Annotated in this window: 33 protein-coding genes and 1 riboswitch; of the genes, 14 read left to right on the top strand and 19 right to left on the bottom strand. The window is 37.3% G+C overall.

Annotated features, from left to right (window positions below; genetic code table 11):
• The first annotated feature begins 86 nt into the window (after window positions 1–86).
• From M3627_RS16380 to mnhG, 7 genes are read left to right on the top strand one after another with little or no spacing between them, the layout of a single operon-like run.
• Window positions 87–2,519, top strand: coding sequence for a Na+/H+ antiporter subunit A (locus M3627_RS16380; RefSeq protein ID WP_251556608.1), 2,433 nt, complete (start codon window positions 87–89; stop codon window positions 2,517–2,519).
• On the top strand, window positions 2,506–2,928 hold the full coding sequence (locus tag M3627_RS16385; RefSeq protein WP_251556609.1) for a Na(+)/H(+) antiporter subunit B: 423 nt from the start codon (window positions 2,506–2,508) through the stop codon (window positions 2,926–2,928). The genes M3627_RS16380 and M3627_RS16385 overlap by 14 nt, the downstream gene beginning before the upstream one ends.
• Window positions 2,928–3,269 carry a Na(+)/H(+) antiporter subunit C gene (locus tag M3627_RS16390; protein WP_251556610.1) on the top strand — a complete coding sequence of 114 codons (342 nt, stop codon included), beginning with the start codon at window positions 2,928–2,930 and terminating at the stop codon, window positions 3,267–3,269. The genes M3627_RS16385 and M3627_RS16390 overlap by 1 nt, the downstream gene beginning before the upstream one ends.
• Complete coding sequence (locus tag M3627_RS16395; protein ID WP_251556611.1) at window positions 3,262–4,752, top strand: Na+/H+ antiporter subunit D; 1,491 nt, start codon at window positions 3,262–3,264, stop codon at window positions 4,750–4,752. Before M3627_RS16390 ends, M3627_RS16395 begins: the two co-directional genes overlap by 8 nt.
• Window positions 4,752–5,231, top strand: coding sequence for a Na+/H+ antiporter subunit E (locus tag M3627_RS16400; RefSeq protein ID WP_169359662.1), 480 nt, complete (start codon window positions 4,752–4,754; stop codon window positions 5,229–5,231). The genes M3627_RS16395 and M3627_RS16400 overlap by 1 nt, the downstream gene beginning before the upstream one ends.
• Complete coding sequence (locus tag M3627_RS16405; RefSeq protein WP_169359661.1) at window positions 5,228–5,509, top strand: Na(+)/H(+) antiporter subunit F1; 282 nt, start codon at window positions 5,228–5,230, stop codon at window positions 5,507–5,509. Before M3627_RS16400 ends, M3627_RS16405 begins: the two co-directional genes overlap by 4 nt.
• Window positions 5,493–5,867, top strand: coding sequence for a monovalent cation/H(+) antiporter subunit G (gene mnhG / locus M3627_RS16410; protein ID WP_169359660.1), 375 nt, complete (start codon window positions 5,493–5,495; stop codon window positions 5,865–5,867). The genes M3627_RS16405 and mnhG overlap by 17 nt, the downstream gene beginning before the upstream one ends.
• A gap of 278 nt (window positions 5,868–6,145) precedes the next feature.
• Here mnhG and M3627_RS16415 read toward each other — a convergent pair whose 3' ends face one another.
• Entirely contained in the window at window positions 6,146–6,406 is a 261-nt protein-coding gene (locus tag M3627_RS16415; protein ID WP_169359659.1) for a hypothetical protein, read from the bottom strand.
• Window positions 6,407–6,465: 59 nt separating this feature from the next.
• On the bottom strand, window positions 6,466–7,968 hold the full coding sequence (locus tag M3627_RS16420) for a leucyl aminopeptidase (protein WP_251556612.1): 1,503 nt from the start codon (window positions 7,966–7,968) through the stop codon (window positions 6,466–6,468).
• Window positions 7,969–8,090: 122 nt separating this feature from the next.
• Here M3627_RS16420 and M3627_RS16425 point away from each other — a divergent pair, with 122 nt between their 5' ends.
• Window positions 8,091–8,567, top strand: coding sequence for a divergent PAP2 family protein (locus M3627_RS16425; RefSeq protein WP_169359658.1), 477 nt, complete (start codon window positions 8,091–8,093; stop codon window positions 8,565–8,567).
• Between the two features lie 976 nt (window positions 8,568–9,543).
• Here the strand turns inward: M3627_RS16425 and M3627_RS16430 are convergent.
• The 6 genes from M3627_RS16430 to M3627_RS16455 form a co-directional block, all read right to left on the bottom strand.
• Window positions 9,544–9,873 (bottom strand): YuiB family protein, encoded by a 330-nt coding sequence (locus M3627_RS16430; protein WP_169359657.1) that lies wholly within the window; start codon window positions 9,871–9,873, stop codon window positions 9,544–9,546.
• A 94-nt stretch (window positions 9,874–9,967) separates the two neighbouring features.
• Window positions 9,968–10,090, bottom strand: a complete 123-nt coding sequence (locus tag M3627_RS16435; RefSeq protein WP_169359656.1) for a YuiA family protein — start codon at window positions 10,088–10,090, stop codon at window positions 9,968–9,970.
• 364 nt (window positions 10,091–10,454) lie between these two features.
• Entirely contained in the window at window positions 10,455–10,949 is a 495-nt protein-coding gene (locus tag M3627_RS16440) for an NUDIX domain-containing protein (RefSeq protein WP_169359655.1), read from the bottom strand.
• A gap of 111 nt (window positions 10,950–11,060) precedes the next feature.
• Window positions 11,061–11,234, bottom strand: a complete 174-nt coding sequence (locus tag M3627_RS16445; protein WP_251556613.1) for a hypothetical protein — start codon at window positions 11,232–11,234, stop codon at window positions 11,061–11,063.
• A gap of 193 nt (window positions 11,235–11,427) precedes the next feature.
• Entirely contained in the window at window positions 11,428–12,639 is a 1,212-nt protein-coding gene (locus M3627_RS16450; protein ID WP_169359653.1) for an NAD(P)/FAD-dependent oxidoreductase, read from the bottom strand.
• Between the two features lie 334 nt (window positions 12,640–12,973).
• Entirely contained in the window at window positions 12,974–13,336 is a 363-nt protein-coding gene (locus M3627_RS16455) for a HesB/IscA family protein (protein WP_169359652.1), read from the bottom strand.
• Window positions 13,337–13,479: 143 nt separating this feature from the next.
• On the opposite strand from M3627_RS16455, the gene M3627_RS16460 reads away from it, so the two are divergent.
• Entirely contained in the window at window positions 13,480–14,151 is a 672-nt protein-coding gene (locus tag M3627_RS16460) for a DUF2225 domain-containing protein (protein ID WP_169359651.1), read from the top strand.
• Between the two features lie 44 nt (window positions 14,152–14,195).
• Here the strand turns inward: M3627_RS16460 and M3627_RS16465 are convergent, their stop codons facing one another.
• A complete protein-coding gene (locus M3627_RS16465) occupies window positions 14,196–14,429 on the bottom strand; it encodes a NifU family protein (protein ID WP_144538629.1) in 234 nt (77 codons plus the stop codon).
• Window positions 14,430–14,763: 334 nt separating this feature from the next.
• Here M3627_RS16465 and M3627_RS16470 point away from each other — a divergent pair, with 334 nt between their 5' ends.
• Together M3627_RS16470 and M3627_RS16475 are read left to right on the top strand one after the other, a co-directional pair.
• Window positions 14,764–15,243, top strand: a complete 480-nt coding sequence (locus M3627_RS16470) for a hypothetical protein (RefSeq protein WP_251556614.1) — start codon at window positions 14,764–14,766, stop codon at window positions 15,241–15,243.
• 191 nt (window positions 15,244–15,434) lie between these two features.
• Window positions 15,435–15,761 (top strand): YuzD family protein, encoded by a 327-nt coding sequence (locus M3627_RS16475; protein ID WP_169359649.1) that lies wholly within the window; start codon window positions 15,435–15,437, stop codon window positions 15,759–15,761.
• A gap of 52 nt (window positions 15,762–15,813) precedes the next feature.
• Here the strand turns inward: M3627_RS16475 and M3627_RS16480 are convergent, their stop codons facing one another.
• Entirely contained in the window at window positions 15,814–16,881 is a 1,068-nt protein-coding gene (locus M3627_RS16480; protein WP_251556616.1) for an NAD(P)/FAD-dependent oxidoreductase, read from the bottom strand.
• A 128-nt stretch (window positions 16,882–17,009) separates the two neighbouring features.
• Here M3627_RS16480 and M3627_RS16485 point away from each other — a divergent pair, with 128 nt between their 5' ends.
• Window positions 17,010–17,246, top strand: a complete 237-nt coding sequence (locus M3627_RS16485) for a YuzB family protein (protein ID WP_251556618.1) — start codon at window positions 17,010–17,012, stop codon at window positions 17,244–17,246.
• A 106-nt stretch (window positions 17,247–17,352) separates the two neighbouring features.
• Here the strand turns inward: M3627_RS16485 and M3627_RS16490 are convergent, their stop codons facing one another.
• On the bottom strand, window positions 17,353–18,117 hold the full coding sequence (locus M3627_RS16490) for a TIGR01457 family HAD-type hydrolase (RefSeq protein WP_251556620.1): 765 nt from the start codon (window positions 18,115–18,117) through the stop codon (window positions 17,353–17,355).
• On the bottom strand, window positions 18,104–18,565 hold the full coding sequence (locus tag M3627_RS16495; protein ID WP_251556621.1) for a DUF86 domain-containing protein: 462 nt from the start codon (window positions 18,563–18,565) through the stop codon (window positions 18,104–18,106). Before M3627_RS16495 ends, M3627_RS16490 begins: the two co-directional genes overlap by 14 nt.
• Before the next feature lie 87 nt (window positions 18,566–18,652).
• Between M3627_RS16495 and M3627_RS16500 the strand changes: the two genes are divergently transcribed.
• On the top strand, window positions 18,653–18,919 hold the full coding sequence (locus tag M3627_RS16500; RefSeq protein ID WP_169359644.1) for a DUF3055 domain-containing protein: 267 nt from the start codon (window positions 18,653–18,655) through the stop codon (window positions 18,917–18,919).
• A gap of 136 nt (window positions 18,920–19,055) precedes the next feature.
• Here the strand turns inward: M3627_RS16500 and M3627_RS21115 are convergent, their stop codons facing one another.
• Both M3627_RS21115 and M3627_RS21120 read right to left on the bottom strand, forming a co-directional pair.
• A complete protein-coding gene (locus tag M3627_RS21115; protein ID WP_251556622.1) occupies window positions 19,056–19,412 on the bottom strand; it encodes an alpha/beta hydrolase in 357 nt (118 codons plus the stop codon).
• Between the two features lie 102 nt (window positions 19,413–19,514).
• A complete protein-coding gene (locus M3627_RS21120; protein ID WP_251556623.1) occupies window positions 19,515–20,033 on the bottom strand; it encodes an alpha/beta hydrolase in 519 nt (172 codons plus the stop codon).
• A gap of 245 nt (window positions 20,034–20,278) precedes the next feature.
• Here M3627_RS21120 and M3627_RS16515 point away from each other — a divergent pair, with 245 nt between their 5' ends.
• The gene (locus M3627_RS16515; protein WP_251556624.1) at window positions 20,279–21,295 is read left to right on the top strand and encodes a hypothetical protein; all 1,017 of its coding nucleotides are present in this window, start codon (window positions 20,279–20,281) and stop codon (window positions 21,293–21,295) included.
• A 120-nt stretch (window positions 21,296–21,415) separates the two neighbouring features.
• Here M3627_RS16515 and M3627_RS16520 read toward each other — a convergent pair whose 3' ends face one another.
• From M3627_RS16520 to M3627_RS16540, 5 genes are all read right to left on the bottom strand, one after another.
• Window positions 21,416–21,757, bottom strand: coding sequence for a YutD family protein (locus M3627_RS16520; protein WP_169359687.1), 342 nt, complete (start codon window positions 21,755–21,757; stop codon window positions 21,416–21,418).
• Window positions 21,758–21,778: 21 nt separating this feature from the next.
• Complete coding sequence (lipA, locus tag M3627_RS16525) at window positions 21,779–22,726, bottom strand: lipoyl synthase (RefSeq protein ID WP_205964058.1); 948 nt, start codon at window positions 22,724–22,726, stop codon at window positions 21,779–21,781.
• A 69-nt stretch (window positions 22,727–22,795) separates the two neighbouring features.
• Complete coding sequence (locus M3627_RS16530) at window positions 22,796–24,367, bottom strand: Na+/H+ antiporter NhaC family protein (protein ID WP_251556625.1); 1,572 nt, start codon at window positions 24,365–24,367, stop codon at window positions 22,796–22,798.
• Between the two features lie 88 nt (window positions 24,368–24,455).
• A riboswitch (Lysine riboswitch) is annotated at window positions 24,456–24,639 on the bottom strand.
• Between the two features lie 50 nt (window positions 24,640–24,689).
• Window positions 24,690–25,460 (bottom strand): sporulation protein YunB, encoded by a 771-nt coding sequence (gene yunB, locus M3627_RS16535; RefSeq protein ID WP_285841733.1) that lies wholly within the window; start codon window positions 25,458–25,460, stop codon window positions 24,690–24,692.
• Between the two features lie 42 nt (window positions 25,461–25,502).
• A complete protein-coding gene (locus tag M3627_RS16540) occupies window positions 25,503–26,882 on the bottom strand; it encodes a bifunctional metallophosphatase/5'-nucleotidase (protein WP_353056477.1) in 1,380 nt (459 codons plus the stop codon).
• Window positions 26,883–26,910: the final 28 nt, after the last annotated feature.

The following is a 26,910-nucleotide window of genomic DNA, read 5'->3' on the forward strand; positions in this document are numbered from 1 at the left end:
AGGAAGTAATAAGCCATGCAAACACATCATATTTGGAGTATAATTTTATTCATATACATAAATATATTGTTGGAAGGAGGATTCTCATGTCCATGATTTTTGCAATATTCTTGCCTATTATTTTGGCTGTTTTTATCCCTTTATTGTATAAAAAAGCAAAAAGAATCCATACTGGATGGTTTGTACTAATCGCACCTTTAATTTTAGTAGTTTTATATGCATTGTATATCCCTTCCGTAATGGATGGAAAAACTTTTTCAGAAGAAATGCCTTGGATTCCATCACTCGATATTTCATTAGTCTCGTACATAGATGGCCTTAGCTTACTATTTTCTTTATTAATAACTGGGATAGGATCCCTCGTGGTTCTCTACTCTATCTTTTATTTAGATAAGGATAAAGAGAATCTAGGAAATTTTTACGTATACTTATTAATGTTTATGACGGCTATGCTTGGCGTTGTCCAATCTGACCACTTAATTGGCCTCTATTTTTTCTGGGAGCTAACTTCAATTTCATCATTCTTACTCATTGGCTACTGGTATACTCGCGATCGTTCTCGCTTTGGTGCATTGAAATCGATGATAATTACTGTATTTGGTGGATTGATGATGCTAGGTGGCTTCTTACTGCTAGGCATTATGGGTGAGACTTTCTCTATTAGGGAACTCATCTTACAAGCAGCTACTATTGCCGAGCATGATCTATTCGTCTGGGCGTTAGTGCTAATATTGCTTGGCGCATTTACAAAATCTGCTCAATTCCCTTTTTATGTTTGGCTTCCAGATGCTATGGAAGCACCAACACCTGTCAGTGCCTATCTACACTCAGCAACTATGGTTAAAGCAGGATTATATTTAGTTGCACGACTTACTCCTATTTTCGCACTTTCTGAGGTTTGGGTATGGTTAGTTACTGGTGTCGGTATACTCACACTATTCTGGGGATCGTTCTTTGCAGTTAAACAGACTGACTTAAAAGCAATTTTGGCTTTTTCTACAGTAAGTCAGCTTGGATTAATCATGTCATTACTAGGAATTGGCTCTATTGCTTATCACGTTACAGGTGATTTAGTAACGACATACACATTTGCTACATTTGCTGCCATCTTCCATCTGCTCAATCATGCAACCTTTAAAGGAAGTCTCTTTATGATTGCTGGAATTGTAGATCATGAAACCGGCACACGTGATATTCGTAAGCTTGGAGGGCTAATGAGTCTAATGCCAATTAGCTTTACGATTGCAATGATTGGTAGTCTTTCTATGGCCGGAATTCCCCTATTCAATGGATTTTTGAGTAAGGAAATGTTTTTAGATGCGACCCTGTCGTTACAGCATGTTGGTCTATATTCAATAGATACTTGGTGGATATTGATACCAGTCGTTGCTTGGATTGCAAGTGTCTTCACATTCGTTTACAGCCTGTACTTTGTCCTACACACGTTCCGCGGAAAGCATACACCTGAGTTGCTGCCGAAAAAAGCGCATGAGGCTCCTATCGGAATGCTTATTTCCCCTGGAATATTAGCAACACTTGTAATCGTGATATTTTTCATCCCAAATTTCTTTGGAAATACATTTATTAAGCCTGCGGTAGCAGCTATTCAACCGAGCACCTATGCTCTACCTTCTGACGTAGGATTCAAAATAAAAGCGTGGCATGGATTTGATTCGCCTGCGTTATATATGACGTTAGGGATATTCCTTGTCGGCTATCTTTTATACAGAACACTCCCTAAGTGGAGCGTTGCCTACTCGAAGATGCCAGCCAAGGTTACATTGAACGGCGTTTATGATTGGTTAATGATGCTTTTTGAGAGTGGTGCCAATCAAGTGTCCTCTTTATACATGAGAGGTTCCATACGCTCCTACTTAATCTATATTTTTGGAGCAATTATTATTTTACTTGCAAGCACTTTGTGGATAAAGGAAGCCTTTGTCATTAGCTTTGATAACTTGGCACCTATCAAGTTTTTTGAAGTACTGTTATCGTTATTAATTATTATCGGAACGCTTACAATATTAATTACTAAATCTAGACTCACCGCAATCATTGCTTTGGGTGCTGTAGGATATACAGTTGCATTGTTTTTCATCATTTTCAAGGCACCTGACCTCGCGCTTACTCAGCTAGTAATTGAAACAGTTTCAGTGGCATTATTCCTTGGAGCATTTTACCACCTACCTAAATTAAACAAGTACGAAAAAGGTAAGGAAGATCGTAAATTCCGTTTAACTAACTTTCTCATAGCTCTAGGTGTTGGAGTAATGGTTTCCTTAATTGCTATTTCTGCACACTCTCAAAAACTTGTTCCTTCTATATCGGAGTACTATAAAGAAACCGTCTATAGCGAAGCAGGAGGCGGGAATATAGTAAACGTAATTTTAGTAGATTATCGAGGATTTGATACATTGTTTGAAATTGGAGTTCTTACTATAGCTTCTCTAGGAATAATAGGTATGATCACACTAAGACTGGCAAAAAAGAAAGGAGAAAATAAAGTTGAAAACAAATGATTTAATCATCCAGACAACGACGAAAGTAGTCTTTTTTATCATCTTTCTTTTCTCTATCCATATCTTCTTTGCTGGTCACTATACACCTGGTGGAGGCTTTGTCGGGGGCTTGCTAATGTCAAGTGCAATTGTCCTTCTTTTACTGGCATTCGACTTGAAAACAGTGCAGGATATGTTGCCTTTAAACTATACGATGGTAACTGCAATAGGACTTATTATCGCCTTAGCAACTGCTGCAGGATCTATCTTTTTTAACGTACCTTTCTTCACCCACGTATATGACTATTTTAATCTTCCCTTACTAGGGAAAACGTCCATCCATACTGCGATGTTTTTTGACACCGGAGTATATTTAGTAGTTGTGGGTGTTACCATGACAATTATTCAAATGATAGGAGGAGATGAATAATGGAAATTATGATGTCCATTTTAATCGGCTTTCTATTTATGGCTGCAGTCTATTTAATCCTCTCCCGGAGCTTAATTCGGATTATTATTGGAACAGGCTTACTGAGCCATGGAACCCATTTGCTTCTTTTAACAATGGGAGGCCTTGGAGGAAAATCTGCTCCGGTCTTAGCTGATGGAGTAACCGACTATGCTGATCCACTTCCGCAAGCCTTAATATTAACGGCTATTGTAATAGCTTTCGGTGTTACAGCATTCTCACTTGTTTTAGCCTATAGAACGTATAAAGAAGTGGGAACAGACAATATGGAACTTATGAAAGGAACTGAAGACAATGATTAACCTACTATTATTCCCAGTCCTCATCCCTTTCTTGTTTGCGACAATTCTTTTATTTTTCCCTAAAAGAATAAAAGCACAGCGAATTGTCACTATTGTTGGATTGCTGGCGGCACTAGTATCGGCCTTTACCTTACTTTTTAAAGTAAAAACAGATGGTGTACAAACCCTTACTTTAGGTAGCTGGGCTCCACCATTTGGGATTACAATGGTTTCAGATATGTTTTCAGCTCTTTTAGTAACCTCTTCTCTTGTCATCACTTTATTTGTTGTATGGTATAGCTTTACTTACATAGATGAAGCTAGAGAAAAGTCGTTTTACTATCCAGCTATTCTATTTATGCTAACAGGTATAAACGGAGCATTTACAACAGGTGATATTTTTAACCTTTTTGTATTTTTTGAAGTATTATTAATGGCTTCATATGTACTAATCGTATTGGGTGGAGAAAAAACACAATTAAAAGAATCTATTAAATACATAATAGTCAATATTGTCTCTTCATCCTTATTCGTTATTGCAGTTGGATACTTATATTCTGTAGTTGGGACATTAAACATGGCTGATATTTCCGTTAAATTGGCCGAGCATGGTGAGGTAGGAATCGTAACAGTAATCGCTGTTTTATTCTTAATAGTGTTCGGGATAAAGGGCGGCATCTTCCCTCTTTACTTCTGGCTACCAGGCTCATATGCAGCACCACCAGTTCCTGTACTAGCTTTGTTTGGCGCATTGCTTACTAAAGTCGGCGTGTATGCTATCATGCGTACCTACACTTTGTTCTTTACAACAGATGTTGGATTCACTCATGAACTGCTCATGATACTCTCGATTGTTACAATCATCGTTGGATGTATAGGTGCACTTGCTTACTTTGATTTAAAGCAAATTATTATTTATAATATCGTCATTGCAGTCGGAGTAATCCTATTTGGCGCCTCTATTATGAACGAAAATGGAATGATTGGTTCTGTCTTTTATTTGATCCATGATATATTGATAAAAGGTGCTCTGTTCCTACTGATTGGAATCGTTATTAAAATTACAGGCACGTCCAATTTACGAAAAATGGGTGGATTGATGAAGAAATATCCACTTCTCGCTTGGAGTTATTTGATTGCAGCATTTGGTTTAGCTGGAATTCCTCCGTTAAGCGGCTTTATTGGTAAGATGTTAATCGTTCAAGGTGGCTTCGAAGGAGAATTATTATGGCAAAGTATTTTTATTTTACTTTCCAGTCTCATCGTTTTACTTTCCGCGATACGTATTTTCATTTATGCATTCTGGGGTGAGCCAAAAGGGGAATCCTCTTACTTGGACGCTATATCCTATAAGCGTTTATTAGTTCCAACAATAGCTCTAGTTGCCGTTACTGTTTTTTATGGTGTTGGAGCTGAATTCTTAGTGCCACTTATGACTGATGCATCCAATGTGTTATTAGATCCTTCCTTATATGTTGATGCTGTCTTTGAAGGGGTGAAATAATGGCTTTTCAAATTTTGTTAAATGTATTTATAGCCCTTACGTGGATGTTTCTATCCATATCATTTAAACCTACTACTTTTATAGTAGGATATCTGCTCGGTTTGGTAATGCTTTTCATGCTTCGAAAATCCTTTAAGTCACGATTCTATATGGATCGGGTATTGGCTGTGATAAAATTAGCATTCTTATTTTTAAAGGAGCTAATTTTATCAAACTTCTCTGTATTAAAATTAATCGTGAAGCCAGAAATGCCAATACGTCCGGCAATCTTTGCCCTAGAAACGGTATTGACTGAAGACTGGGAAATAACCTTGCTGTCTAGTCTTATAACATTAACACCTGGTACAGTAGTTATCGATGTTTCTGATGACAACAAAACGTTATATATCCATTCTATCGATTTTAGCGATATTGACGAAGCAGTAAACTCCATACGCGATACTTTTGAGAAAGCAATTTTGGAGGTGAGTAGATCATGATAACTTTTTTATGGGTAATTGTTGTGCTTATCAGTGCTGCTTTACTAGGCTTCATATATCGTCTTGTAAAGGGGCCTACTACTCCAGACCGGGTTATTGCCTTAGATGCCATTGGAGTCGGCCTAATCTCATTAATAGGTCTGATTTCGATTTTATTTGACACTCCATTCTTTTTAGAGGTCATCCTCTTATTGGCCGTTCTTTCCTTTATTGGAACAATAGCGTTTTCTAAGTTCACGGAGAAGGGAGAGATCATTCAACGTGACCGTAATAGCTAATATTCTTATCGTAGGTACTATATCCTTTGGAACTATTTTTATCCTGGTCACTGCAATAGGCCTGTTTCGGTTACCTGATGTCTACACAAGAGCTCATGCCGCTTCCAAAAGTGCAACGCTCGGTGTAATGAGCATCTTAATAGGAGTGTTCCTTCACTTCTGGTTAATCGAGGGCACATTTAATTCTCGAATTTTACTTGGTATATTATTTCTCTTCATTACTGGCCCTGTCGGTGGTCATATGATGGGAAGAGCTGCGTATTATTCTGGTGTGGAATGCTGTGACCTTACAGTACGAGATGACTTAGAAGAAGTTGTCGAAGAGAAAAGAAAGAATATGAAGGTAAAAGCTAATTAGCTAAAAGAGTAGGGAAATTCATATGACTTTCCCTACTCTTTTTTTAAGGCTAAAGTATCCTCCCTTGAATTTAGAGCCAGTTTTCTACCATCGAGGAGTTGGATGTCCCTCCAGTGCATGGATTACGACAATTCAGCACTCCTTTACTACAATCGTGCTCTACTTTTCGACAATCACTCATTTTTTTACTATAATCCAGGGGCTGGAAATAGTTTCAACTAAAAAAAGCTTCTGCAAAACGTGATCCTCCACGAATTGCAAAAGCTTTTTTATACTAGTTAATAGTACGGGGAATATGGTGAACCATAGTAAGGATAAGGCTGGTATGGATAAGGTTGATATGGATATGGTTGTCTTGCACCAAATCCAATAATAGAAGAACCTAAAAGTCCTCCTACAAAGCCTCCTAATAGCGGAGCTCCAAATCCACCAAAGCCACCACCAAATCCTCCGTAACCTCCAAATCCTCCAGGGCCACCTGGACCCCTAGGACCTCCTGGACCTCTTCCCCCATAACCACCGCGTTGATATCTAACCATAATGTCCCTCCTTTCAACACAGTGTATGCTATGTGGGATAAGTGTCCTGTGCGTTTATCCTACTCTTCGTCTGCCATTCTTTCAATAAGCGTTGCTAAAGTACGAACCATTACACCAGTACCGCCTTTTGGTCCAAAGTCATATGCTGCTTTTGCATCGGACGTACCTGCGATATCTAAGTGAATCCATGGTGTATCTTCTACAAATTCTCCTACGAAACCACCACCGAAAATCATATGGCCATCTCCTCCAGGGGAATTGTTTAGATCTGCGACGTCACTTTTACGAATGCGTTTCTTATCATTTTCAGTTAACGGAAGTCTCCATACAAATTCTCCTGTTTCCAAAGAGGATTCCATAAAGGTTTCAAAAAATTCTTCATTATTTGTTAGTGCTCCAGTTTTGTCAAATCCTAATGCGGTGATTACTCCACCTGTTAAAGTAGCCACATCGACAATGTAATTAGCACCTTGCTGTTTTGCATATGTTACCGCATCTGCAAGAACTAAACGTCCCTCTGCATCTGTATTAAGAATTTCAATCGTTTTTCCGCTCATAGAAGTAATAACATCATCCGGCTTAAATGCATTTCCAGAAATCATATTGTCCGTTGAAGCAATTACAGCTATAACGTTTTTATTAGGGCGAAGCTCACCAATAATTTGCATAGCACCTAAAACTGCTGCTGCTCCACCCATATCGCCTTTCATACCAACGATACCAGTTTTTGTTTTAATAGAGTAACCTCCTGTATCGAAAGTAATTCCTTTCCCTACAAGTGCTACCACATCATCCCAGTTATCTGTAGCTTGATATTTCAAAGCGATTAAACGTGGTTCTTCAACTGACCCTTGGTTTACAGCCAATAAAGCTCCCATGCCAAGCTCTTCTATTTCTTTTTTACCTAATATTTCTGTTTCAAAGCCATATGTCTCACCAAGCTCCCTAGCATACTCTCCTAGTTGTGTAGAAGTCAGCACGTTCCCTGGTGTATTCACTAAAATTCTAGCTTCATTAACAGCATCCGCATAAATACTTCCTACTTCAAAGTAAGTTGCAGCTTCTTCTAAGTCAGTATCTGTTAAAAGCTCGATAGCTGGTAAATAATAATCCGGCACGTTAGAGGTTGTTTTATAGCCCTCATAAACAAAAGCTCCCATACCAATCCCCTCACCAGCTAAATAAGCTACATCAGCTTCTGTAGCGCTCTCAGAGGTAAATGATGGAACCCACACTGCAAGGGATTCAGGCTTGCTAGAAAGTAGCTCTTTCCCTACTAAACCAAATGCTTCTCGAATATTTTCTTGTGTTAACTTTTTACGGTCTCCAAGCCCTACAAATAATATTCTTTTAACAGTTTCTTGACCTGCTATTGGGACTTTAACTATTTTTTTCGAGTCTGATGATATGTCACCACTTTTTACCCAATCAAGAATGTGATTTCCATACACATTTAATAATGCATCCCATTTCTCTGTATTTTCAGGATGCTTAGGAATTCCTACCACTAGTGTTTCGGATTGTACTTCTTCGAATGTTACATTGTTAGTGCTAATAATCATCATTTTTCCCCCTACATAATTTGGATACATTCTTATTATATAGCAACGAGAATGATTTTTCGAATAGTGAGAATATGTTATACTAAAAGTAACAAAGTTTTACAAGGAAGGCGGTGTCTGCTGTGGCAATTCTCCAAAATACTCCACTATTAGCTGCTCTTTTCTCCATCTTCTTTGCCCAGTTCGTGAAAATACCAATACATTTTCTGGTCACTAAAAAGATAGATTGGAAATTATTCACTTCTACAGGTGGAATGCCAAGCTCTCATTCGGCTGCTGTAACGTCATTGTGTACAGCTATTGCTTTTGAAACGGGGTTAGACTCTACCCTTTTCGCAGTTGCTACAGTGTTCGCAGTTATAGTGATGTTTGATGCAACAGGTGTTAGATTTCAAGCCGGTCAGCAAGCCATCATTATCAATCAGATGCGTGTAGATTTTCAAACTTTTGTTAATCAAACAAAGGATTGGGGACACAAGAAGAGCGAGGAAAAGCTAGAAGAACTAAAAACTTTACTTGGACATAAGCCTATTGAAGTTTTTATGGGGGCATTAACCGGTATTTTAATATCCATCGTTATTTATACGGTTATTTTATAAGGCTATCAAGGTGAAGGTTGAATAAATTAAAGCTTTGTTAAAGTTATCGGTTGATTTTGACTAACAATTCTTTTTTATAGTGACTGTAAACATTATAAAAAGTCAAATGGCTATTAAGAACTTAAATAGTTGATGAATTGGGGTTGTTGACAGTTTTTCTACTTTATTTATGCGAGTAAGTTTATAAGCGCTTTATCGATGCTAAAGCTGTTCCCATTTATTGATTGGAGCGCCAGACGGCGACTCCTACGGGATGAGTGAGACAGATAAGACATCACAACCACGCGCGTAAGCGATGGGTGATGGCTTATCGCTCACCCCGAGGAAAGCGTCCGGCTGGGGCGGAAATCAATTCTACTCTCTGATCTAAGATTTCTTTGCATCATAAATCAACCCTAACCTTTAACATAGCCTAAATTAAAATGAGCTGGGATATTTTCTCCCAGCTCATTTTTATTTGATTTCTTTTTTTAAAGGGTTTTATTTATAGATTTATCATTTAACTGAACTCGTTTTTTTACTTATGAACCAAAGTGATATAGTAAGAACAAGTAGTATGACAGGAGTTAAACCAACATATTTCCAAGCATTATTCGCCCCTAAAAAATAATATGCTATCGGTATAAAAGTAAACGTACTAATTAATAAGAAGACCCAAGACTTTTTAACAAAACCAACTAATAAAGTTAAAATTGAAACAAATAATGAAAGTTGCCATAATAATAACATTTTCCCACTCCCATTTAACTTATTTGTTCTTCAGTAATATAAACCTCATAAGAGGAAGCACACAATAGATAAGAGAATAACGATCTTCGTAGCTTTCCAAAGGAATAATAGAGTGGATATCGCTAAAGCTGAAACCTCTGCATATAACTAGGAAACTGTTTATGTTTATTTATAAAAATCTTTTGTTAAACAGATTTAAGTAGAGTGGCTCTATAACAAAAAAAGACAGCCTAGATAGGCCATCTTTCTAAAACATCTGATATCCACTTTTACGTAGCATTTTAATCACAATTCCTGCTAGAATTGCACCGACAAAACCACTTGATAAAATAACGATATCTGCCATATGTAGTGACATGAATTTTTCTCCTAGAGCAGAGAAGGAAGAACCCGGTTTTGTAAAGTAATCAAAGAAGCCGACCTCATCAATAATAAATATCACTATAAGTGGATAAAGAATAGCTACAAACCAAGACATTCTAAGCAACATATTTAATAGGAAGGCGATTCCAAAAAACATTACTAGAAATATTAGAACTGAAAGAATCATCTGTGTAATTGTAAAATTCATAGTCATTAACCTCCGTTACATCTTTAAATAGTTTACCTTAACGGAGGCAGGTATTCAATCCAGTTATCTCTTTTCACATTTTTGTCAAAAAGCCTTATTATTATTTCTTGCCAGTGCCCTGACAACAGCCGCATGTTTCGGATCCTCCAAGCCTTAATTGAAAGTACCCTTCCCCTTTACAATACGGACATGATTTTGAAGTTACTTCTTGTAATTTAGTCATTCTTAGCGCCTCCTCATTCATTTATTTATAATATTCAGATAATATATCACGTATTAATATATTTGTAAATGAACATCCTCTACTTTTTTATATAAATGTGTCTAAATAATGAAATTATTCTAATTATTTAATTTATTATTAATTAAAACGTTTACCTTTTTGTTTGAAAAAAACCGAACAATTGAAAATGAATATTAGGGTTTATATGCTTTTATTAATACAGCAAATTATTTTTGGCTTATCTAGCGGATGCTTTTTATGGGGGGAGCGTAATGACGTAAGCTATTATATAAGAAATTAACACATAATATTAATACGGCATAAAAAGCTAGGCTAGCCACTTATGCCGTATTAGTTTCAGCTTTTATTTTATGAATAATTTATAACTCGTATAACCAAATATATCTCCTGGATCTACACCATCTATAGTTGGAAAACCCACCTCTAAGGAAGCTGCTGCTAGCTCATGTAACATAACGGAGGCTGTCTGATCGAGCAATAAGTCTGTAGGATGAATCCACTTTGCCTCGTAAAGCTCTGACAGCTGGACCTGGATAATTGGCTCATCTGTTGTTGGTTCGAGAAGAAAAATAGCCATATTATCACTTATTTTTCCTTGCAATACACCACTTCTAAACCCGATCATATTGATGACCCTACAATTTACCGCTGTCTCCTCTAATACCTCTCTGAGCACAGCCTCGTCAACTGTTTCATTGCCATTTACAAAGCCAGCTGGAAGCGACCATTTACCTTCCAACCCACCGTATCGCTTGTTAACAACCAACCATTCACCTTTACTATTTAAAACTAACCCAGCTACTCCTAGCCATACGCTACCTCTTTTATCTCTAGACATTAAACCAACTCCCTTAAGATAAGTGTAAGCGCCAATTTCCTTCAAGACAAGAAAATGGGGAGAAAATTAAAGGGAAAGTTCTTGTTACGATTATTTTTTAATGGATCTCAATTATCTTTTTTTTCTTGTTCTATTAAAACCAAAAACAGCAGAAGAAAGAACAAATATAGCTGTGCATAACCACATCGTAATTCCATTCCACTGTCCCTCAAAAAGAACGATATTGGTTAAAATTATTAATTGCATCAAGCAAATTGAAATATCTAAAACTAGTTTAGTTTGCATTGACTTCGACCCCCTTAACCTTATTACAAGGTACTAAAAGTTAACCTTAAACTTAGCACGCCTTTTATTATCCACTAATTTAATTATAATTGGATGTGATTAAGCTAAAAGCGCTTCTCTAAACTTTTTGGTATTTTCCTCCACAAAAAATCTCCTACTGAATAATTCAGTAGGAGATTTGGTTATATTAATATTATAGTTTGAATTTACCTTTTTTGATCATTAATGGAACTCCACCGATCATGTAAAGAGCACGGTTATCAATAACCTTTTTCATAATAGAAGCTTTTGTACCAGTAAGTTTTCTACCCATTACGTCACCAATTGCATCATGCTCACCTAAAGAACATACTGTTCCTTTAAGCTCAGGAACGAATTCCTTCGTATTTTCACCCTTCATAAGAGCTACGATATTTTGAGCTACTGTTACAGCTTGTTGCATTGCAATTTGAGCTGTTGGTGGGTATGGACGATTAATTGCTTCGTTGATCATCAATGCACAGTCTCCAACGATAAATACGTCTGGGAAACCAGGAGCACGCATATCTTTTTCAACTTTAACACGAGCACGCATGTTTTCGATGCCAGAAGTTTCGATTAAACGGTTTCCGCGGACACCAGCTGCCCAAACTACCGTACCAGCTTTGATGAATTCAAATTCTTCTTCACCTTTTTTAATCTTAACGCCTTCAGGAGTTGCTTCTACTACTGGTGTTCCAATAGAGAATTCAATTCCTTTTGCTTCTAGTTGGCGAACAGCATATTCAACTAGCTCAGGATCGAATCCTGGTAAAACCATAGGTGCTGCTTCAACACAAACAACGCGTACTTTTTCTTTTGGAACATCATATTCCGCACAAAGCTCAGGAATACGATTCCCTAACTCTCCTAAGAATTCGATACCAGAGAATCCAGCCCCACCTACAACGATTGTTAAACGAGCATCATCTCTTGTTTCTTCTGTAGACCATGTAGCAAATTGGTACTCGATATGGTCACGGATTTGACGAGCTGCATTTACGTTTGCAATAGATAAAGCATATTTATCTAAACCTGTAATTCCAAATGTTTCTCCTTCAAAGCCTAATCCAATTACAAGGTAATCATATGTGTATTCCCCAGCACTTGTTGCTACTTTTTTAGAGTTTACATCAATTCCTTCAACTGTAGCTTTTACGAATTGAACTTTTCCTTTATTGATAACGTCTTTAATATCGTAACGTACTTGATCTGGACTTAACGTACCAGCCGAAGCCTCATGTAACCAAGTTGATTCGTAATGATAATCGTTTTTATTTATTAAAATTATATCTGCTTCATCTGTACCTACTAATTTTTGAAGGTTTACTACAGTAGATAATCCACCGTAACCTGCTCCTAATACTAGAACTGTTGGTCTTTTCACGAAGATCGCAACCACCTTTTTTTATTTTTTATAACAACCGAATAATACATAAATCTCGTTCATTCGTTTTTAGCTTGTCATTTTTCCGACAAATTTCACACTATACCTATTTTAGACCTTTTAGAATAGGATTTCAACACTATTTAACAACATTCTAAAGGTAGGAATATACAGATAATTGTTAGTATTTATTAAAAAGTTCAAATGCAAGTTTAACTAACATGCAATAAGGAAACTATTCAGTCCTTTTAGCTTTCTCCTTTTAAGAGCGTATATGCTTTTTTATTTATAAAAAAGAACATTTTCTAATGCAAGAAAATGTTCTTTCATTTATTTAACAGCTTTCAGGTGTGCCTTCTTTTTTAGCAGTTCTAAACGATGAACCACAACCACAGGAAGCAATTGCATTCGGGTTATCAATCGTAAAGCCTCCACCCATCAACGACTCTTTATAATCGATGACCGTTCCAGTAAGTATAGATGCATCTTCCTTGGAAACAATGATGTCTAGTCCATGCTGATGCAAAACTAAGTCATCTTGATTTTTCTCTTTTTCAAATCCCATACCATAGGAAAGGCCGCTACATCCACCACCGTTAACGGAAACACGTAGAAGTGAACCTTCCTCCTCATTGTGGACCATCATCTCTTTAACGCGGTAAGCTGCCGCTTCAGACAAATTAACTACTTCTGTCATCTAGATCACATTCCTTCCTTATGTATATATAATATCAATGTTTTCACTATCTATACAAGGAAAACTACTCGAAACTCGCATCGCTTTCTACATATTTTTACAGTATAATAGAAGAAATAATAGGCTTCTAAGGGGAAAAAGTAATGGAAATACTTCCGTATTATCAAAAAGAGGTAGTATGCTTACACTGTAAAAATAAATTTAAGTCAACTAAGATTCGTTCGAAATATATAAAGCTAGAAACCCATGATACAGATTTTCAACCAATCTACCAAAATAAAGAGATCAATCCATTACTTTATAATGTATTTGTATGTGAGCACTGTGGCTTTTCGTTTACAGATGATTTCACAAAATATTTTGCTCCAAGTGTAAAAGACGCAATTAAGGAGAACATAACTAAACAATGGACATCACGTTCGTACGGCGGTGAAAGAACGATTCAAGAAGGGATCACTGCTTATAAGTTAGGAATTTTATGTGCATCTTTAAAGAAGGAAAAGTTTGTATCCATAGCCGGCTTAGCATTGCGAGTAGCTTGGCTCTACCGTATATTAGGACAAAAAGATGAGGAAAAAAGATTTCTAGAAATAGCAAGAGATCGCTATATCGATTCGTATTCTAGGGAGGATTATAGCGGAACTCAAATGTCTGAGATACGAGTTCTTTACATGATAGCAGAGCTGTCTAGACGAGTTGGGGCAAGAGATTTAGCTACACGCTATTTTTCGATGATCTTAGAAAAACAAAGCTCTTCTATTGAACCTTCACTTATTGAGATGGCCAAGGAACGCTGGCAGGAAATGCGTACATAAAGAAAAAGAAGCCAGTTAGGCTTCTTTTTTCATATTTTTTTGGATTAAAATACTTGTTCTACTTCTACGATACCAGGTACTTCCTCTAGTAAAGCGCGTTCTATACCAGCTTTTAAAGTGATCGTAGAACTTGGGCAGCTTCCGCATGCTCCTAAAAGTCGTAGTTTTACAATGCCGTCTTCAACGTCAACAAGCTCGCAGTCCCCACCGTCTCGTAGTAAGAATGGGCGCAATTTATCTAAAACTTCTTGAACTTGTTCATTAATTGTATCAGTCATATAGATCGACTCCTTTCACTACAATCATTATAGAATAATTGCTGATTAAATGGAAGTGTTTACTTCCCGTAAAACATCTACGGTAAATAGTCTGCCCAAAGATGAATGAATATTACATACTGTGATTTCTGCATGACATTCATAGAATGGCTCCAGGTAGTTTTGAACATCTCAAAATAAGCATATGTCATATCTTTTAGTAAAAAAGGACATTAATTTATGCCATTTTTATTAACTTTTGTTACTATCTTCACAACACTTATTTTAGAAAAATTGTACAATTTTGTATTTTGGTATAAAATGTCACTTAATGACATAGCAGGAGGCTAATTAATTGAAAAAATTACTATCGTTGACGCTCATTTCAATCATGATGGTCGGTTGTTCAAATGAAAAAGACCTTGCGGATCACGAGAAAAAAATCGAAGCGCTGGAAAAAGAGAATCTAGAACTGAAAGATAAACTAAGTGAGGACAGAGCTGACTACAACGGATTCCTTCAGGAAACCGATAGAACGTCGAGGCGCTTCATGGATCTACTTGCAGCTGAGGATTTCGAAACGCTAAAAGCCGAGTTCCCGGTCAAGTTCGAAGTAAAGAACAATGCGATACACCTCATGGAACCAGAGGGTAATCTACCGTTCGAGGTCGAACTGGCCAAGCAGTCGAAACACATCGGTTTCTTCAACAAATTTGATGACATGACCGAGATAAGCTATTACATGTATAACCCGCAGCACGACAGCAACAGTCTCGTCGTGTTCCATTACGACAAGGATAACCAATTGGAGTACGTCTCATTAGGTGGCAGATAGAATAAGAGAAGAAGTATCGTATATCCCTATCGCTCCTTATTGGGCTAGTAAATTAATCCAGTCCTGACTTTGCTCATGAAGCCTCCTATTAAAATGAAGAGGTGTGGACCTTTTGACAGCTTTTCAGTAACCCCTTTATAATGTAATGTGTAGGGGATAAGGATTAAACAGATAAAGGGGACAAGTAAATTATGGCACAAGAAAAGCTCACTGTAGAAGTTTACGGTGCCGATATAGTATGTGCAAGCTGTGTGAATGCACCTTCTTCAAAGGACACATACGAATGGTTAGAAGCCGCTATCAGCAGAAAATTTCCAGAACATCAAATAACATTTTCATATATTGATATAGAGCAGCCTCTAGAAGATGAAAAACAACAATCGATTGCCAATCAAATTGCCAATGATGAGTTTTTTTATCCACTAATCATGATTAACGAGGAAGTAATAGGTGAAGGATATATTCAATTAAAGCCAGTATTTTCGGCTCTTGAAAAGTATGGGTATATAGCAAACTAAATAATCGCAAAAAGCTTAGTAACGTATTCTTTACGTTCCTAAGCTTTTTATTTTAACCGTTATGTCGTTTATACATCCATAGTAAGCCTGACTTCATTAATCTCGCAATGCGACCAGTAACTGAGATATCTGCCAAATAGGCAAATCCTTGTTTTTTCCCTAATGATCCCATGAAGCCTTTTAGTTTAATCTCTGGCATTTTCTCTGGAAGCGGCTGACCCTTCCAGCGTGCTTGTAGAACCTTAACTATTTGTTCTGCCTGTTCTTCTGCAAGCTGAGCACTTGGTGCAAAAGGTAAGGAAGCGCAATCTCCCACTACAAATACATTCTCATAGCTTGGTAAATCATGATATTGAGTTAGAATAATGCGTCCTGTCTTATCTTTTTCACCTGGTAAAGCTCGTACTGGTGCTGCAGGCTGAATACCAGCAGTCCATACTACTACATCCACAGGGATTATTTCATCATGATTGTATAATTTATTTGGCTCCACCTTCGTTATATTCGAGTTGCTAATAACGTCAACTTCATTTGTATCAAACCATTTTTGTACAAAATTACTTAAGCGCTCTGGAAAATCTCGTAATACACGAGGACTACGATCAAATAATTTAATCTTAAGGTCCGGTCTGCTTTCGCGAAGTTCACTTGCAAGCTCGATTCCGCTTAAGCCTGCTCCAACAATACCTACTATAGATCCAGCTGGAAGTCCACCGATTTTATTATAAGTGTCTCTTGAACGCCCTATTGTTTGAATACTATAAGTGAATTCCTCTGCACCCGGAACGTTATGATATTTATCCTCACAGCCTAACCCTATGACTAAATCATTGTAAGGAACAGTTTGTTCGCCTTGTAGAATCACTTGCTTGTTTTCTACATCGATTTTCTCAACTTCCCCATAAACAATATTTAGTTTGTTACTGTCTGGAAAAGCAACTCTTATATTTTGGTCAGATGAAGTTCCTGCTGCTAAAGCATAGAATTCTGTTTTTAAGCTATGAAATGGCGTACGATCTATTAATGTTATTTCTACATCATCCGGTAAATTATTTGGCAATAGGCGTAATAATACGCGCATATTACCGTATCCACCACCTAATAAGACTAATTTTCGCATAAATATTCTCCCTTTTCTTTCAATGTCTCCTCAAATTATAAATGATTGTGACAGTTTTCACAATACAACTTCTCAATTGACCTTTTAAAAAAAATAGAGTAGCATGACGATGTAGTGAGGTGACAGCTATGAATCCAATGGTTGAATTTTGTATAAGCAACCTTGCAAATGGTTCACAAGAAGCTTTTGATATATTAGAACAAGATCCAGATTTAGACGTACTAGAATATGGCTGCCTCAGCTATTGTTCTCTATGCTCTGAAACGCTATTCGCCATCGTAAATGGGGATGTCGTCGAAGGTAATTCCTCTGAAGAATTAGTGTCTAATATATACAAATATATTGAAGAAAATCCTTTGTTTTAAGAGCAGCCGCAAATCTGATTTTAAAATATTTTTTAACTAATAGAAAAAAAGGCACTCTTCTGTTCAATCGAACAGGAAGTGCCTTTTTTTCATTTTTTAATACTATTTATTTTATCCAATCATGTAAGGTTTCTAAGAAATGAGTCGGTTTTTTCAATAACATCTGTAGCTCTTCCGTACGATTGACTCCTGTATTGACGTGAGCTGTATCAATGCCCATGTGTATCCCTGTAAGGATATCTGTTTGATAGTTGTCTCCGATCATAACCATCTCTTCTTTTTTAAAGCCATATTTTTTTTGAATAAACTCCAGCATAAATGGCTGTGGCTTTCCAGTAAAAATTGGCTCAACACCAGTAGAATGCTCTACTAATTTCGTGAATGCACCATTCCCAGGAAGATACCCTCTCTCGCTTGGAAACGCATGGTCACTATTAGTAGAAATAAATGCCGCTCCTGCTCTCACTGATAAACAAGCCTGCGCAAGCTTCTCATAATTGACCTGATGGTCTATTCCCATTACGACAACTTCCGCTAGCTCATCAGTCGTCTCAATCCCAACGGAGGCTAGAGCATCGCTTAGTCCCTCTTCCCCGATCATGAAAACACTTTTTGCAGGATAATGCTCTGCAATATAATTTGCTGCAGCAATACTAGAAGAAATGATTTGCTCCTCTGATGTTCGTATTTCCATCTTTGCGAGCTTCTGCTGTAATTGCTTTTGAGTCATCGATGAATTATTTGTTACAAAGAAAGGCTCGATTCCTTTATTTTGCAAATAATGAACAAAATCGACAGCTTCACGAATTGGTGTTTGTCCCTTATAAACAGTTCCATCTAAATCTAAAAAGTACCCTTTATAGGCGGACATCGGAGTCCTCCGGTAAAAATGCCGAAACTGGTCCAAGTTCGTTAATTAAATAATTTTCTACTCTTTCAGGGAACTGTTTTAAATAAGGAAGGTTTTCCACCAATACACTTTCTAATTGCTTATGGTCAACGGAAAAGAAATGTCTTACAAGCTCTTTTCTCATTTCAATCACAGCTTTTAATGGGGCATCCATTTCAGGTGTAATAACTTTTTCATCGGTCAAAATATCAATTATATCGTCATAGCCACCTGGATCTCTCATGATGAAGCCATCAATCATAGAATTACCTACATCTATAACAGACTCAATCATATTTTGTCCAACTCGCTCCAGGGCTAACTTGGTAATTTCATTTTCATTCCAGTCTTTATTGCCATCAATTAACACTAACAATTCTCTCATATGCTTTAGTGTCATTGCGATACTTTTACGGTCCACAAAATACATGGTACAGCCTCCTAATTTCTTGTTTTCGTTGATATCTACTTCTATTCTATAGTACCATAATTGTTAGGTAAGGAAGGAGTGTCAAGGGTGGAGCGATTCTTTTTATATGACGATGTCGAAGATACAAAAACAAGGTTTGTTGGATTTACAGGCGAGTCTCAGCGTTACGACTTAGCGATCGTACAGAGCTCTCGATTTTTTGGAAAAGTTCTTGTAATGGATATACAATACAATCGGTCAGCCATCATAGGTTCAGATGACGTAGAAGAGCCGGGCTACCTAGAGCATATTTTTAATAGATCCGAAGAGGAAGCATTAGAGCTTAGAGAATATTTAAGAGAATTACTGAGTTAAATTATGTCCATGACATGATCAGAAAAGCTCTCTGAACACACTTGGGAGAGAGCATTTCTTAAATGGTTAAGTTATAATGCACAAAAAAATGAGCTGGAAGCGATGCTTCTATGCTCATTTTATTTATTTACCCCATCTAATCTTCTTTTGACTCAAAAGTATTTTCTATCTCATTCAAAAAGGCTAGGACAGCTGTTTTCATTTGTTCGACTCCAGGTTGTTCTATAGGAAAATGGCCAGCTCCTTCTAAAATTACACATCTCTTCTTACATTTCAGTCGTTTATAAAAAGATTCACTTAATTTAAATGGCGTCATCGGATCTACTTCAGGATGGACAAGTAATATAGGACAAACATCAAAATATTCAGGTTCAATAATTGGTTTCGCATTTAAAAAGGTTCTTAGAAATCGCAAAGGAATTTTTGTCCCCGCAGCTCGAGAATCTTGAATAATTAGTTTCGTCAGTTCATAATTATTTGTGATTAACTTCATTCTTGATACTTTAGAAACGGAGATCAGAAACGAATCTAATACAAGAGGGAAGCAATCCAACGTGAATTTACCTAGTCGGCTAATTAACTTATTGGGGGCAATTTAATCACGAACCCTCTGATTACTTGTATCTACAAAAGTCGTAACAATTAAACCTTTCACTTGCTTACTCATACTAGCCACATGATATGCTAGCATGCCTCCGATACTTGCCCCTAATAAAACAATTGGCTTACCGTCTCGGTTGAATTCCTGTTTAATAAACTCTGAAATTATTTCTATCCAGTCATAGTATTCCATGGATTTCACTGACTCGGTGTAACTAAGACCATAAGGAGGAAGGTCTGGAGATACAACATCATATCCATTTGCTTGTAGCATCAGAGCATAGGGAGCCAATAGTCGCCCGTTTCCACCTGCACCATGTAGTAAAACAACTTTAATGTTCGAATCCAAAGCAGTCATTCGCTCTAGATGTATATGATAGTCATTCCAAACCCACCATTCTTCAGCAGGTAGGTTATTGTCATTTATACGCAATTCTTCAGGAAAAAATCTCTGATAATTCTTCCAGTAAATTTCTGTTTCATTGTATGCTAAACGGTTAGTGTTTGAATTCACTCTCTTTCCTCCAAATAGTATTTTTATAGCAATTACTATTTCTCTTATAACATATTAACACACTAAATATTTCTAAAAATAGATGTTTAATGGTTATTAAGCGCCATAACTTTTTGTGTTTGAACCTAAGCACACTCATATGAGCGGAAATCAATTCTTTTCTTTCAATTAGATAATTGAAAGAGGTATAAGCAAAAGAATAGAGAATTAATATTTATTACTGATATATAGGGGGAAATAATAAAATGAGAGGGTTTTTACTGGGCATAGTATGTTTAATAGGTATACTTGTGGGCTGCACTGATCAGTCAGACACAGATCAAGCCAACGAAATTAACAAGCTTAAAAAGCAGCTAGAACAACTTTCATTAGAAAAAGACAATCTAGAGGAGGAAAAAAACACACTAGAGTTGGCGATGAGTGAGGAAGCGAACAGGGATTATTCTATGATTCTGGCAAAAGATATTGAAAAGTATCCATATGCGCTTTATAAAACGGCATCAATTGACATCGATGAGGATGGAGAAGATGAAATAATTGAATTGCATGTGGATGCAGGAAAAATGGAGAACGGCCGTTATGGATGGGATGATGGGCAGAAGTGGTTGTTGGTCGTTAAAGACGGTGATAAAACCTATCCTCTTTTTGATGAATATGTTCAATTAGGCTATATAGATTTTAGTACAACCACTTTTGAAAAAAAACCATTAATTGTCATGATTAAAGCGCAGCACTCTGATAGAACTGTACAGAGTTTCAAGTTTGATAAAGATGAACAAGGATACTTGAAAGAAACCTTTTACAAAAAAGAAAACACAAATAATCACTATAATGAGACCGCATCCTATGCCTTTTTTCAGGAAGCATTTCAATTCATAGACATGGCCTTTACAACTAACGCTTCCTTTATTCAAGAAAGTGAGAAAGATCTTCAAGATGAGGAAAAGAGATGGCTGGCCATCGGTCCAATGATAGAGGATATTAGTAATGCAGAGAGATTGTTGGAAATGGCCACTAACCTAAATCCAGAGCTAACAGTAGTCTCTTTAGCGAACCTAATCAACTTACTTTACCAAATCGACAACAAGCCACCAACATCCGAGCAGATGAATCAATTAAAATCAATACAAGGTGTGTTCAAAGAAATAGATTCAGCTAATTCAATCTTAGAAGAAGAGAATAGAATACACCCTGAGATTGTTGAAATGGTAGAAAAAGTTAATCTTATTCTTAAGAAAAATAACAGCGAAACTGAGTCTTGATAGCTTATTCTCTTTGCTCACCTCAAGAAGCTTGTTCTGCAGAAAGCCAAAGGGTATTATTATGACTCAGAACCCTACTTTTCATGATAACTCTACTACAGAAAAAAACCTTGAGCTAGATCATAACTGATCCTGCTCAAGGTTTTCTTGTTTATCTTTTACTAGCTCTAAAACTACTGGTTTTGGAGCCACACCTGTTTTTTTAACAAGGAAATAAGCACAGCCAAAATTGCAATACTCGTACAAATAATCCTTCATCGTACTAATTTTCGTATCGAATGTTGCCTTTTGGTTACGATCCTCGAAAAATCCTTTTAGGCGAAGCTGACCATATCCCCAGTCTCCCATAATATAATCGTACTTTGTTAAAATTTCGCTGTAACGCTCCAAAAAAGCTTCCTCTTTAAACGCATCACGGTAATCTTCTATTACTTCATAAGTGAAGCCTTCTGCTATTATCATACATTCACCATCCATTAGCTATTACTCTTGAACAGCTAGTAATTCCTCACCTTGTTGCTGTCTTTGCTTCGCAGCAGCATTAACTTGCTCATCTGCATGATAGCTACTTCTTACAAGCGGGCCTGCCTCACAATGTGAAAAACCCTTACTCATTGCTATCTTACGCAATTCTCCAAACTCAGCTGGAGAATAATATTTTTGAACCTTTAAATGTTTTTTCGTAGGCTGCAAATATTGACCAATAGTCATAATATCAACGTTATTTGCACGTAAATCATCCATAACCTCAATGATTTCTTCAAACGTTTCCCCTAAACCTAGCATTAACGAAGACTTTGTAGGAATGCTTGGTTGCATTTCCTTTGCACGCTTTAATAATTCTAAAGAACGGTCATATTGTGCACGTGCTCTAACTCTAGGAGTTAATCGACGTACCGTTTCAATATTATGATTCAGGATATCTGGCTTCGCATCCATAATGTTACGGATGTTTTGCTCAATGCCCCCCATATCCGATGGAAGAACTTCAATTGTAGTAAAAGGATTTTTTCTTCGAATTGCACGGATCGTTTCTGCAAAAACCTCTGAGCCGCCATCTTTTAAGTCATCCCTTGCTACAGCCGTCACTACCGCATGCTTAAGATTCATAATAACAACTGAATCTGCCACACGTTCTGGCTCAGCTAAATCTAATTCATTTGGAAGGCCAGTTTTTACAGCACAGAAGCGACATGCTCTTGTACAAATTGCTCCAAGAATCATAAATGTAGCAGTACGACGAGATCCCCAGCACTCATGAATATTAGGGCATCTTGCCTCTTCACACACAGTATTTAGATTGTTTTCGCGCATTAATTTTTTTAAGCCTTTATAATCTTCATTCGTATTTAGCTTTATTTTGAGCCATTCAGGCTTGCGCTCATGTTGTTCTTTTGGTGGCTTACATGATGTCACGATTCCATCCCCCATTTCAAATAATCTGACTTCACTGTTGTCAATGTACCATATTATTTGAATTCAAACAACCTTCTAAAAAAGCTAAATAGAATACTTGTTCCCACTTTTATTACTAAGGGTCCAAAACCCAAATAATAGAATGAGGATTCCTACTACTGTTATTAATCCTATCATGACAGAGCCTGTCAATCCTAATACTAAGTATCCGATTGCAGCTATTATCGCACTAGTTATTGCATAAGGCAGCTGTGTCATCACATGATCAATGACATTAACTCCAGCTCCCGTAGCCGACATGATCGTAGTGTCCGAAATCGGTGAACAATGGTCTCCGAAAACTGCTCCTGCCAATACTGCTGCTAATACTGGTAGCAATAGCTGAGGATCGATTGCCATAATAATGCTTGCACCAATCGGAAGCAAGATACCAAACGAACCCCAGGATGAACCTGTAGCAAAGGCCATAAAAGCAGTCAGCACAAACAGTAATACTGGAATAATACCTACTGGGATATTATTTTCTGTAACAATCGTTGCAAGGAATGCACCTGTTTCTAAGGCTGTAATAAGGTAAGATAATGCCCATGCGAATACAAGAATCAAAATGGCAGGAAGCATAGATTGAATGCCTGTACGTAAAGCCTTCCACACGTAGCTCATGTTAGCATTTGGGTTAACCTTGAATTGGCGAGCGTATAACAGGAAAGCTAAAATACTTGCTACCAATCCAGCTATAAATAATGAAAAAGGAACATCTGTATTTTCAAAGATGACAAATATATCTAAACTTCCTCCGGACAACTGATAGCCCGTCCAGAACATCAACCCTAACGTCACCACTACTAGAGAGATGATTGGAAGTAATAAATCGATCACTTTCCCATACTGATTGTCAGGAAAATCTCCATCCATATCTCCCGGATTAGTTTTATTAGGATCAAATAATACTCCTGTTTCCTTCGCACGCTTTTCATGCTTCTTCATCTCAAATAAATCAAAATCTGTCCAAGCCGTAAAGAATACGATCGCCAAAGTAGCTATTACATAGAAGTTCATAGGCGCCATTGTGATAAAAGCTTCTAGCGGAGTATATTCTGTTACAGCATGTGTTGTGAAAATAACACCTAGCTGGCTTATCAAAAATGCTCCCCAGCTAGAAACTGGTGAGATTACACATATCGGTGCTGATGTAGAATCGATGAAATAGGCTAGCTTTGCACGAGAAACCTTATGCGAATCCGTAATTGGTCTTGCAATTTGCCCTACTGCTAATGCATTAAAATAATCGTCCACAAAAATAATGATTCCTAAAAAGGCTGTTAATAGTTTAGAGCCTCTTTTCGTTTTAATTCGCTTGATCGCCCAATTAGCGAAAGCTGTGCTTCCTCCTGACAGGCTGACAAAAGCAGTAACTACACCTAACAAGAGAATGAACAATAAAATATATATGTTATATACATTTAAACCCCCATCCCAAAAAGAGATTTTAAAGGAATTCCATAACATTAACAAAGATCCAACAGGGCTAAATTCCTCTACTAGTAAGGCTGCAGAAAGAATACCTGCTCCTAACGATAACAAGACCCTTTTTGTCAATAAAACCATGATGATTGCCAATAGCGGTGGCACTAACGAAAAAATTGTATTCTCCAAAACTGTTCCTCCTTGAAAATAGAAAAGCCAACCTATAGTATTTTATAGGTTGGCTTATACATGAAATTTTAGTTATAACACTTTGTTTCACTTTTGTAGCTCCCCATCTATATGTCCCCATATACATGACAGTGTTATTCTTGTTCAAAATAACCCCAACTAAGCATCCTTGACTAGACATACTTAGTTTCGGCAAAACTTCCTTTCTATTACGATCCTTGGAGTCACCCTCCCGTAACATACTATTAAGCAATGCGGCCTCTACCTATTTATTATTCATTTTTATCTATTCTAACAGTAATTTAAGAAAAATGAAGTTTTTTTAATCTTCCGGTAACGGTATAGGTACCTCCACCGATGGAGCAGCCGACCCATCCCCACCTGTATAAATGTGAGGAACCTGCCCTTGAACTAGACCCATGGCTACTGGTATATTCTGTTCCACTACACTCATTTTACTAGCAAGCGGGACGATGATTTGTACATTCACCTTAATGTGGATACTAATTTCTACATACGCATTATTAATACCGAACTCGGTAATAGTAGGCACCACATTTGACTGAACGTTTCCGATCACGTGGAATCGAATAGGTATTTTTGGACCTAAGTTCCCGATCAAAGGTATATTCGTTGCTTGCCCCATCGGAACAAAAAATACGACTCCACCTTGGTCTTCCATTGTTTGCTTATCATACTCAATATCATCCAAGTAAGGAAGACTTGATAAATTCCCTTGTTCAGCCTGTTCTAAATGGGATTGTACTAAACTATTTGTATCAGATAGCACTCGGTTAATAATTTCTGTATTGAATTTGGTTGTGACCATATTTTTGCTATCCGAAGGAACCTCTTCAATAATATCGTTTACATCTAGAACATTTGCCGTACGCGAGTTAATCGCCTTACTTATTACCATAGATGCAATCTTGTTCGTTTGCACTTCAGCATATTGTAAGTAAGTGGGAGTTAGTTGCGCATTTATATAATAGAATACCCAAGCCACTGACAATAAAAAGCATGTTAAAAAGATGGCTAATTTGCGTTGAGTGCTAAAAAATATGAAACGCTTCTTCTTTTTGCGATAAAACAACGAAAAAACCTCCTCATTACTTTTATGTAACGAGGAGGTCTATTATGCCCTACATTTATGCTCTTCCTTTATTCCATACCATTTTATAACGTCCCGAATAGTTTCTGGCATAATATATTGTTTCTTCGCGGTCTTAAAGGAAGGAAAGAAAAATCCAAAAGTAAACATGTCTAGCGTCGCCAGTCGGTACGTTTGATGTAGCGTTAATGGCTCACCTTTAATCAAAAGCTGCCCATGCATATCTTGTTCAACCTGTTCAAATAAAATAGCCCCTAAATACTTACCACGAAATCCGAGACCCTTCACTTCTAAATTTGGCCATTTTTCGTTTTTTGAAAGCTCCATCACCTCTAGCAGCTCAGCTCCACTTAATGTAACGATACATGGATTAATGGGGTGAGGCAGGCATTGATGTAGATCCCAAGCAGTGACAGGTCCCTCCGGTAAATCCTTTAAGAAAATTCCTGCAGGAAACATGGCACAATCTGCATTCGTGTATGCTAGCAATGCCTTTCCAAAGAAATTCGCTAACTCAGACCCATTGAACCACTCTTTTTTTAACAAGGAATTGCTTGTAAAAACAGGATAAGATAGCTTTTCTTTACCGATTCGCTCCCAATTTTCCATCGTGTGTCCTGCATTTTGAGGGACTGGCAACTCGTCTGTAGGGTAGACAACAGCCTGTTTAGAAACAACTCTTTTCATGGAATGGTCATATTCAAGACTCACATAGCCCACATACATCCCAAATTTCCCTGTAGCGGCCTGCAATGTATTCCCAACCATTTTCCCTTCCTCGAACAAATGATGCGTGTGTGCTCCTAAAATTAAGTCCAGAGACGGTATCAGCTCACATAGCTCTTCATCCTTAGACTTTCCTAAATGAGACATACAAATAAGGACATCGACATGAGGAGAAATCTGATCAGCAACTGCCTGCAGTCTAGGAAGAGGATCCTGCAATCTCCACCCAAGCTTTTCATAATAAACACTATAATCCGCAGTAGCAGCTATAATCCCAATTCGTATTCCAGAGGCCGTCTGATGAATTTTATAAGGCTTCACCCACCTAGGGATATTCCCTTCCAAATCCGTAAAATTGGAAACTATGACCTCGAATTTAGCCTGTTCATATAATGAATCCAATTCTTCGTGACTCAATGTGATTCCTTCATTGTTTCCAATCGTTGCATAATCATATCGGGCTTCATTTAAGAGCTTCACGTTCCCCTTCCCAAGTGTCCCCTCTGTGTATATATTCGAGCGATCCACATGATCACCGATATCTAATATCAGAGAGGAATCGCTTGCATGCTTTTTACGTCTTTCAGAGAGAAAGTGATGGATAGACGGCCAATTTTCTAAATGACTATGCAAATCATTTGTATGATAAATATGAATGGTCTCTCTCAGCTTTCTCACCTCTTTTTTATGCGGGCTATCGCTCGCC

It is taken from the genome of Psychrobacillus sp. MER TA 171 (genome assembly GCF_023713305.1).
Classification (GTDB): Bacteria; Bacillota; Bacilli; order Bacillales_A; family Planococcaceae; genus Psychrobacillus.

Bases quoted from the DNA above. Each gene is read 5' to 3' on its own strand.
- M3627_RS16390 (WP_251556610.1), top strand. From the start codon at position 2,928: ATGGAAATTATGATGTCCATTTTAATCGGCTTTCTATTTATGGCTGCA.
- M3627_RS16495 (WP_251556621.1), bottom strand. From the start codon at position 18,565: ATGTATTTTGTGGACCGTAAAAGTATCGCAATGACACTAAAGCATATG.
- M3627_RS16455 (WP_169359652.1), bottom strand. From the start codon at position 13,336: ATGACAGAAGTAGTTAATTTGTCTGAAGCGGCAGCTTACCGCGTTAAA.
- M3627_RS16415 (WP_169359659.1), bottom strand. From the start codon at position 6,406: ATGGTTAGATATCAACGCGGTGGTTATGGGGGAAGAGGTCCAGGAGGT.
- M3627_RS16445 (WP_251556613.1), bottom strand. From the start codon at position 11,234: ATGCAAACTAAACTAGTTTTAGATATTTCAATTTGCTTGATGCAATTA.
- M3627_RS16380 (WP_251556608.1), top strand. From the start codon at position 87: ATGTCCATGATTTTTGCAATATTCTTGCCTATTATTTTGGCTGTTTTT.
- M3627_RS21115 (WP_251556622.1), bottom strand. From the start codon at position 19,412: ATGAAGTTAATCACAAATAATTATGAACTGACGAAACTAATTATTCAA.
- M3627_RS16460 (WP_169359651.1), top strand. From the start codon at position 13,480: ATGGAAATACTTCCGTATTATCAAAAAGAGGTAGTATGCTTACACTGT.
- M3627_RS16400 (WP_169359662.1), top strand. From the start codon at position 4,752: ATGGCTTTTCAAATTTTGTTAAATGTATTTATAGCCCTTACGTGGATG.
- M3627_RS16420 (WP_251556612.1), bottom strand. From the start codon at position 7,968: ATGATTATTAGCACTAACAATGTAACATTCGAAGAAGTACAATCCGAA.
- M3627_RS16515 (WP_251556624.1), top strand. From the start codon at position 20,279: ATGAGAGGGTTTTTACTGGGCATAGTATGTTTAATAGGTATACTTGTG.
- M3627_RS16485 (WP_251556618.1), top strand. From the start codon at position 17,010: ATGAATCCAATGGTTGAATTTTGTATAAGCAACCTTGCAAATGGTTCA.
- M3627_RS16435 (WP_169359656.1), bottom strand. From the start codon at position 10,090: ATGACTAAATTACAAGAAGTAACTTCAAAATCATGTCCGTATTGTAAA.
- M3627_RS16465 (WP_144538629.1), bottom strand. From the start codon at position 14,429: ATGACTGATACAATTAATGAACAAGTTCAAGAAGTTTTAGATAAATTG.
- M3627_RS16430 (WP_169359657.1), bottom strand. From the start codon at position 9,873: ATGACTATGAATTTTACAATTACACAGATGATTCTTTCAGTTCTAATA.
- M3627_RS16480 (WP_251556616.1), bottom strand. From the start codon at position 16,881: ATGCGAAAATTAGTCTTATTAGGTGGTGGATACGGTAATATGCGCGTA.
- M3627_RS16405 (WP_169359661.1), top strand. From the start codon at position 5,228: ATGATAACTTTTTTATGGGTAATTGTTGTGCTTATCAGTGCTGCTTTA.
- M3627_RS16475 (WP_169359649.1), top strand. From the start codon at position 15,435: ATGGCACAAGAAAAGCTCACTGTAGAAGTTTACGGTGCCGATATAGTA.
- lipA (WP_205964058.1), bottom strand. From the start codon at position 22,726: ATGGGGGATGGAATCGTGACATCATGTAAGCCACCAAAAGAACAACAT.
- M3627_RS16395 (WP_251556611.1), top strand. From the start codon at position 3,262: ATGATTAACCTACTATTATTCCCAGTCCTCATCCCTTTCTTGTTTGCG.
- M3627_RS16490 (WP_251556620.1), bottom strand. From the start codon at position 18,117: ATGTCCGCCTATAAAGGGTACTTTTTAGATTTAGATGGAACTGTTTAT.
- M3627_RS16440 (WP_169359655.1), bottom strand. From the start codon at position 10,949: ATGTCTAGAGATAAAAGAGGTAGCGTATGGCTAGGAGTAGCTGGGTTA.
- M3627_RS16520 (WP_169359687.1), bottom strand. From the start codon at position 21,757: ATGATAATAGCAGAAGGCTTCACTTATGAAGTAATAGAAGATTACCGT.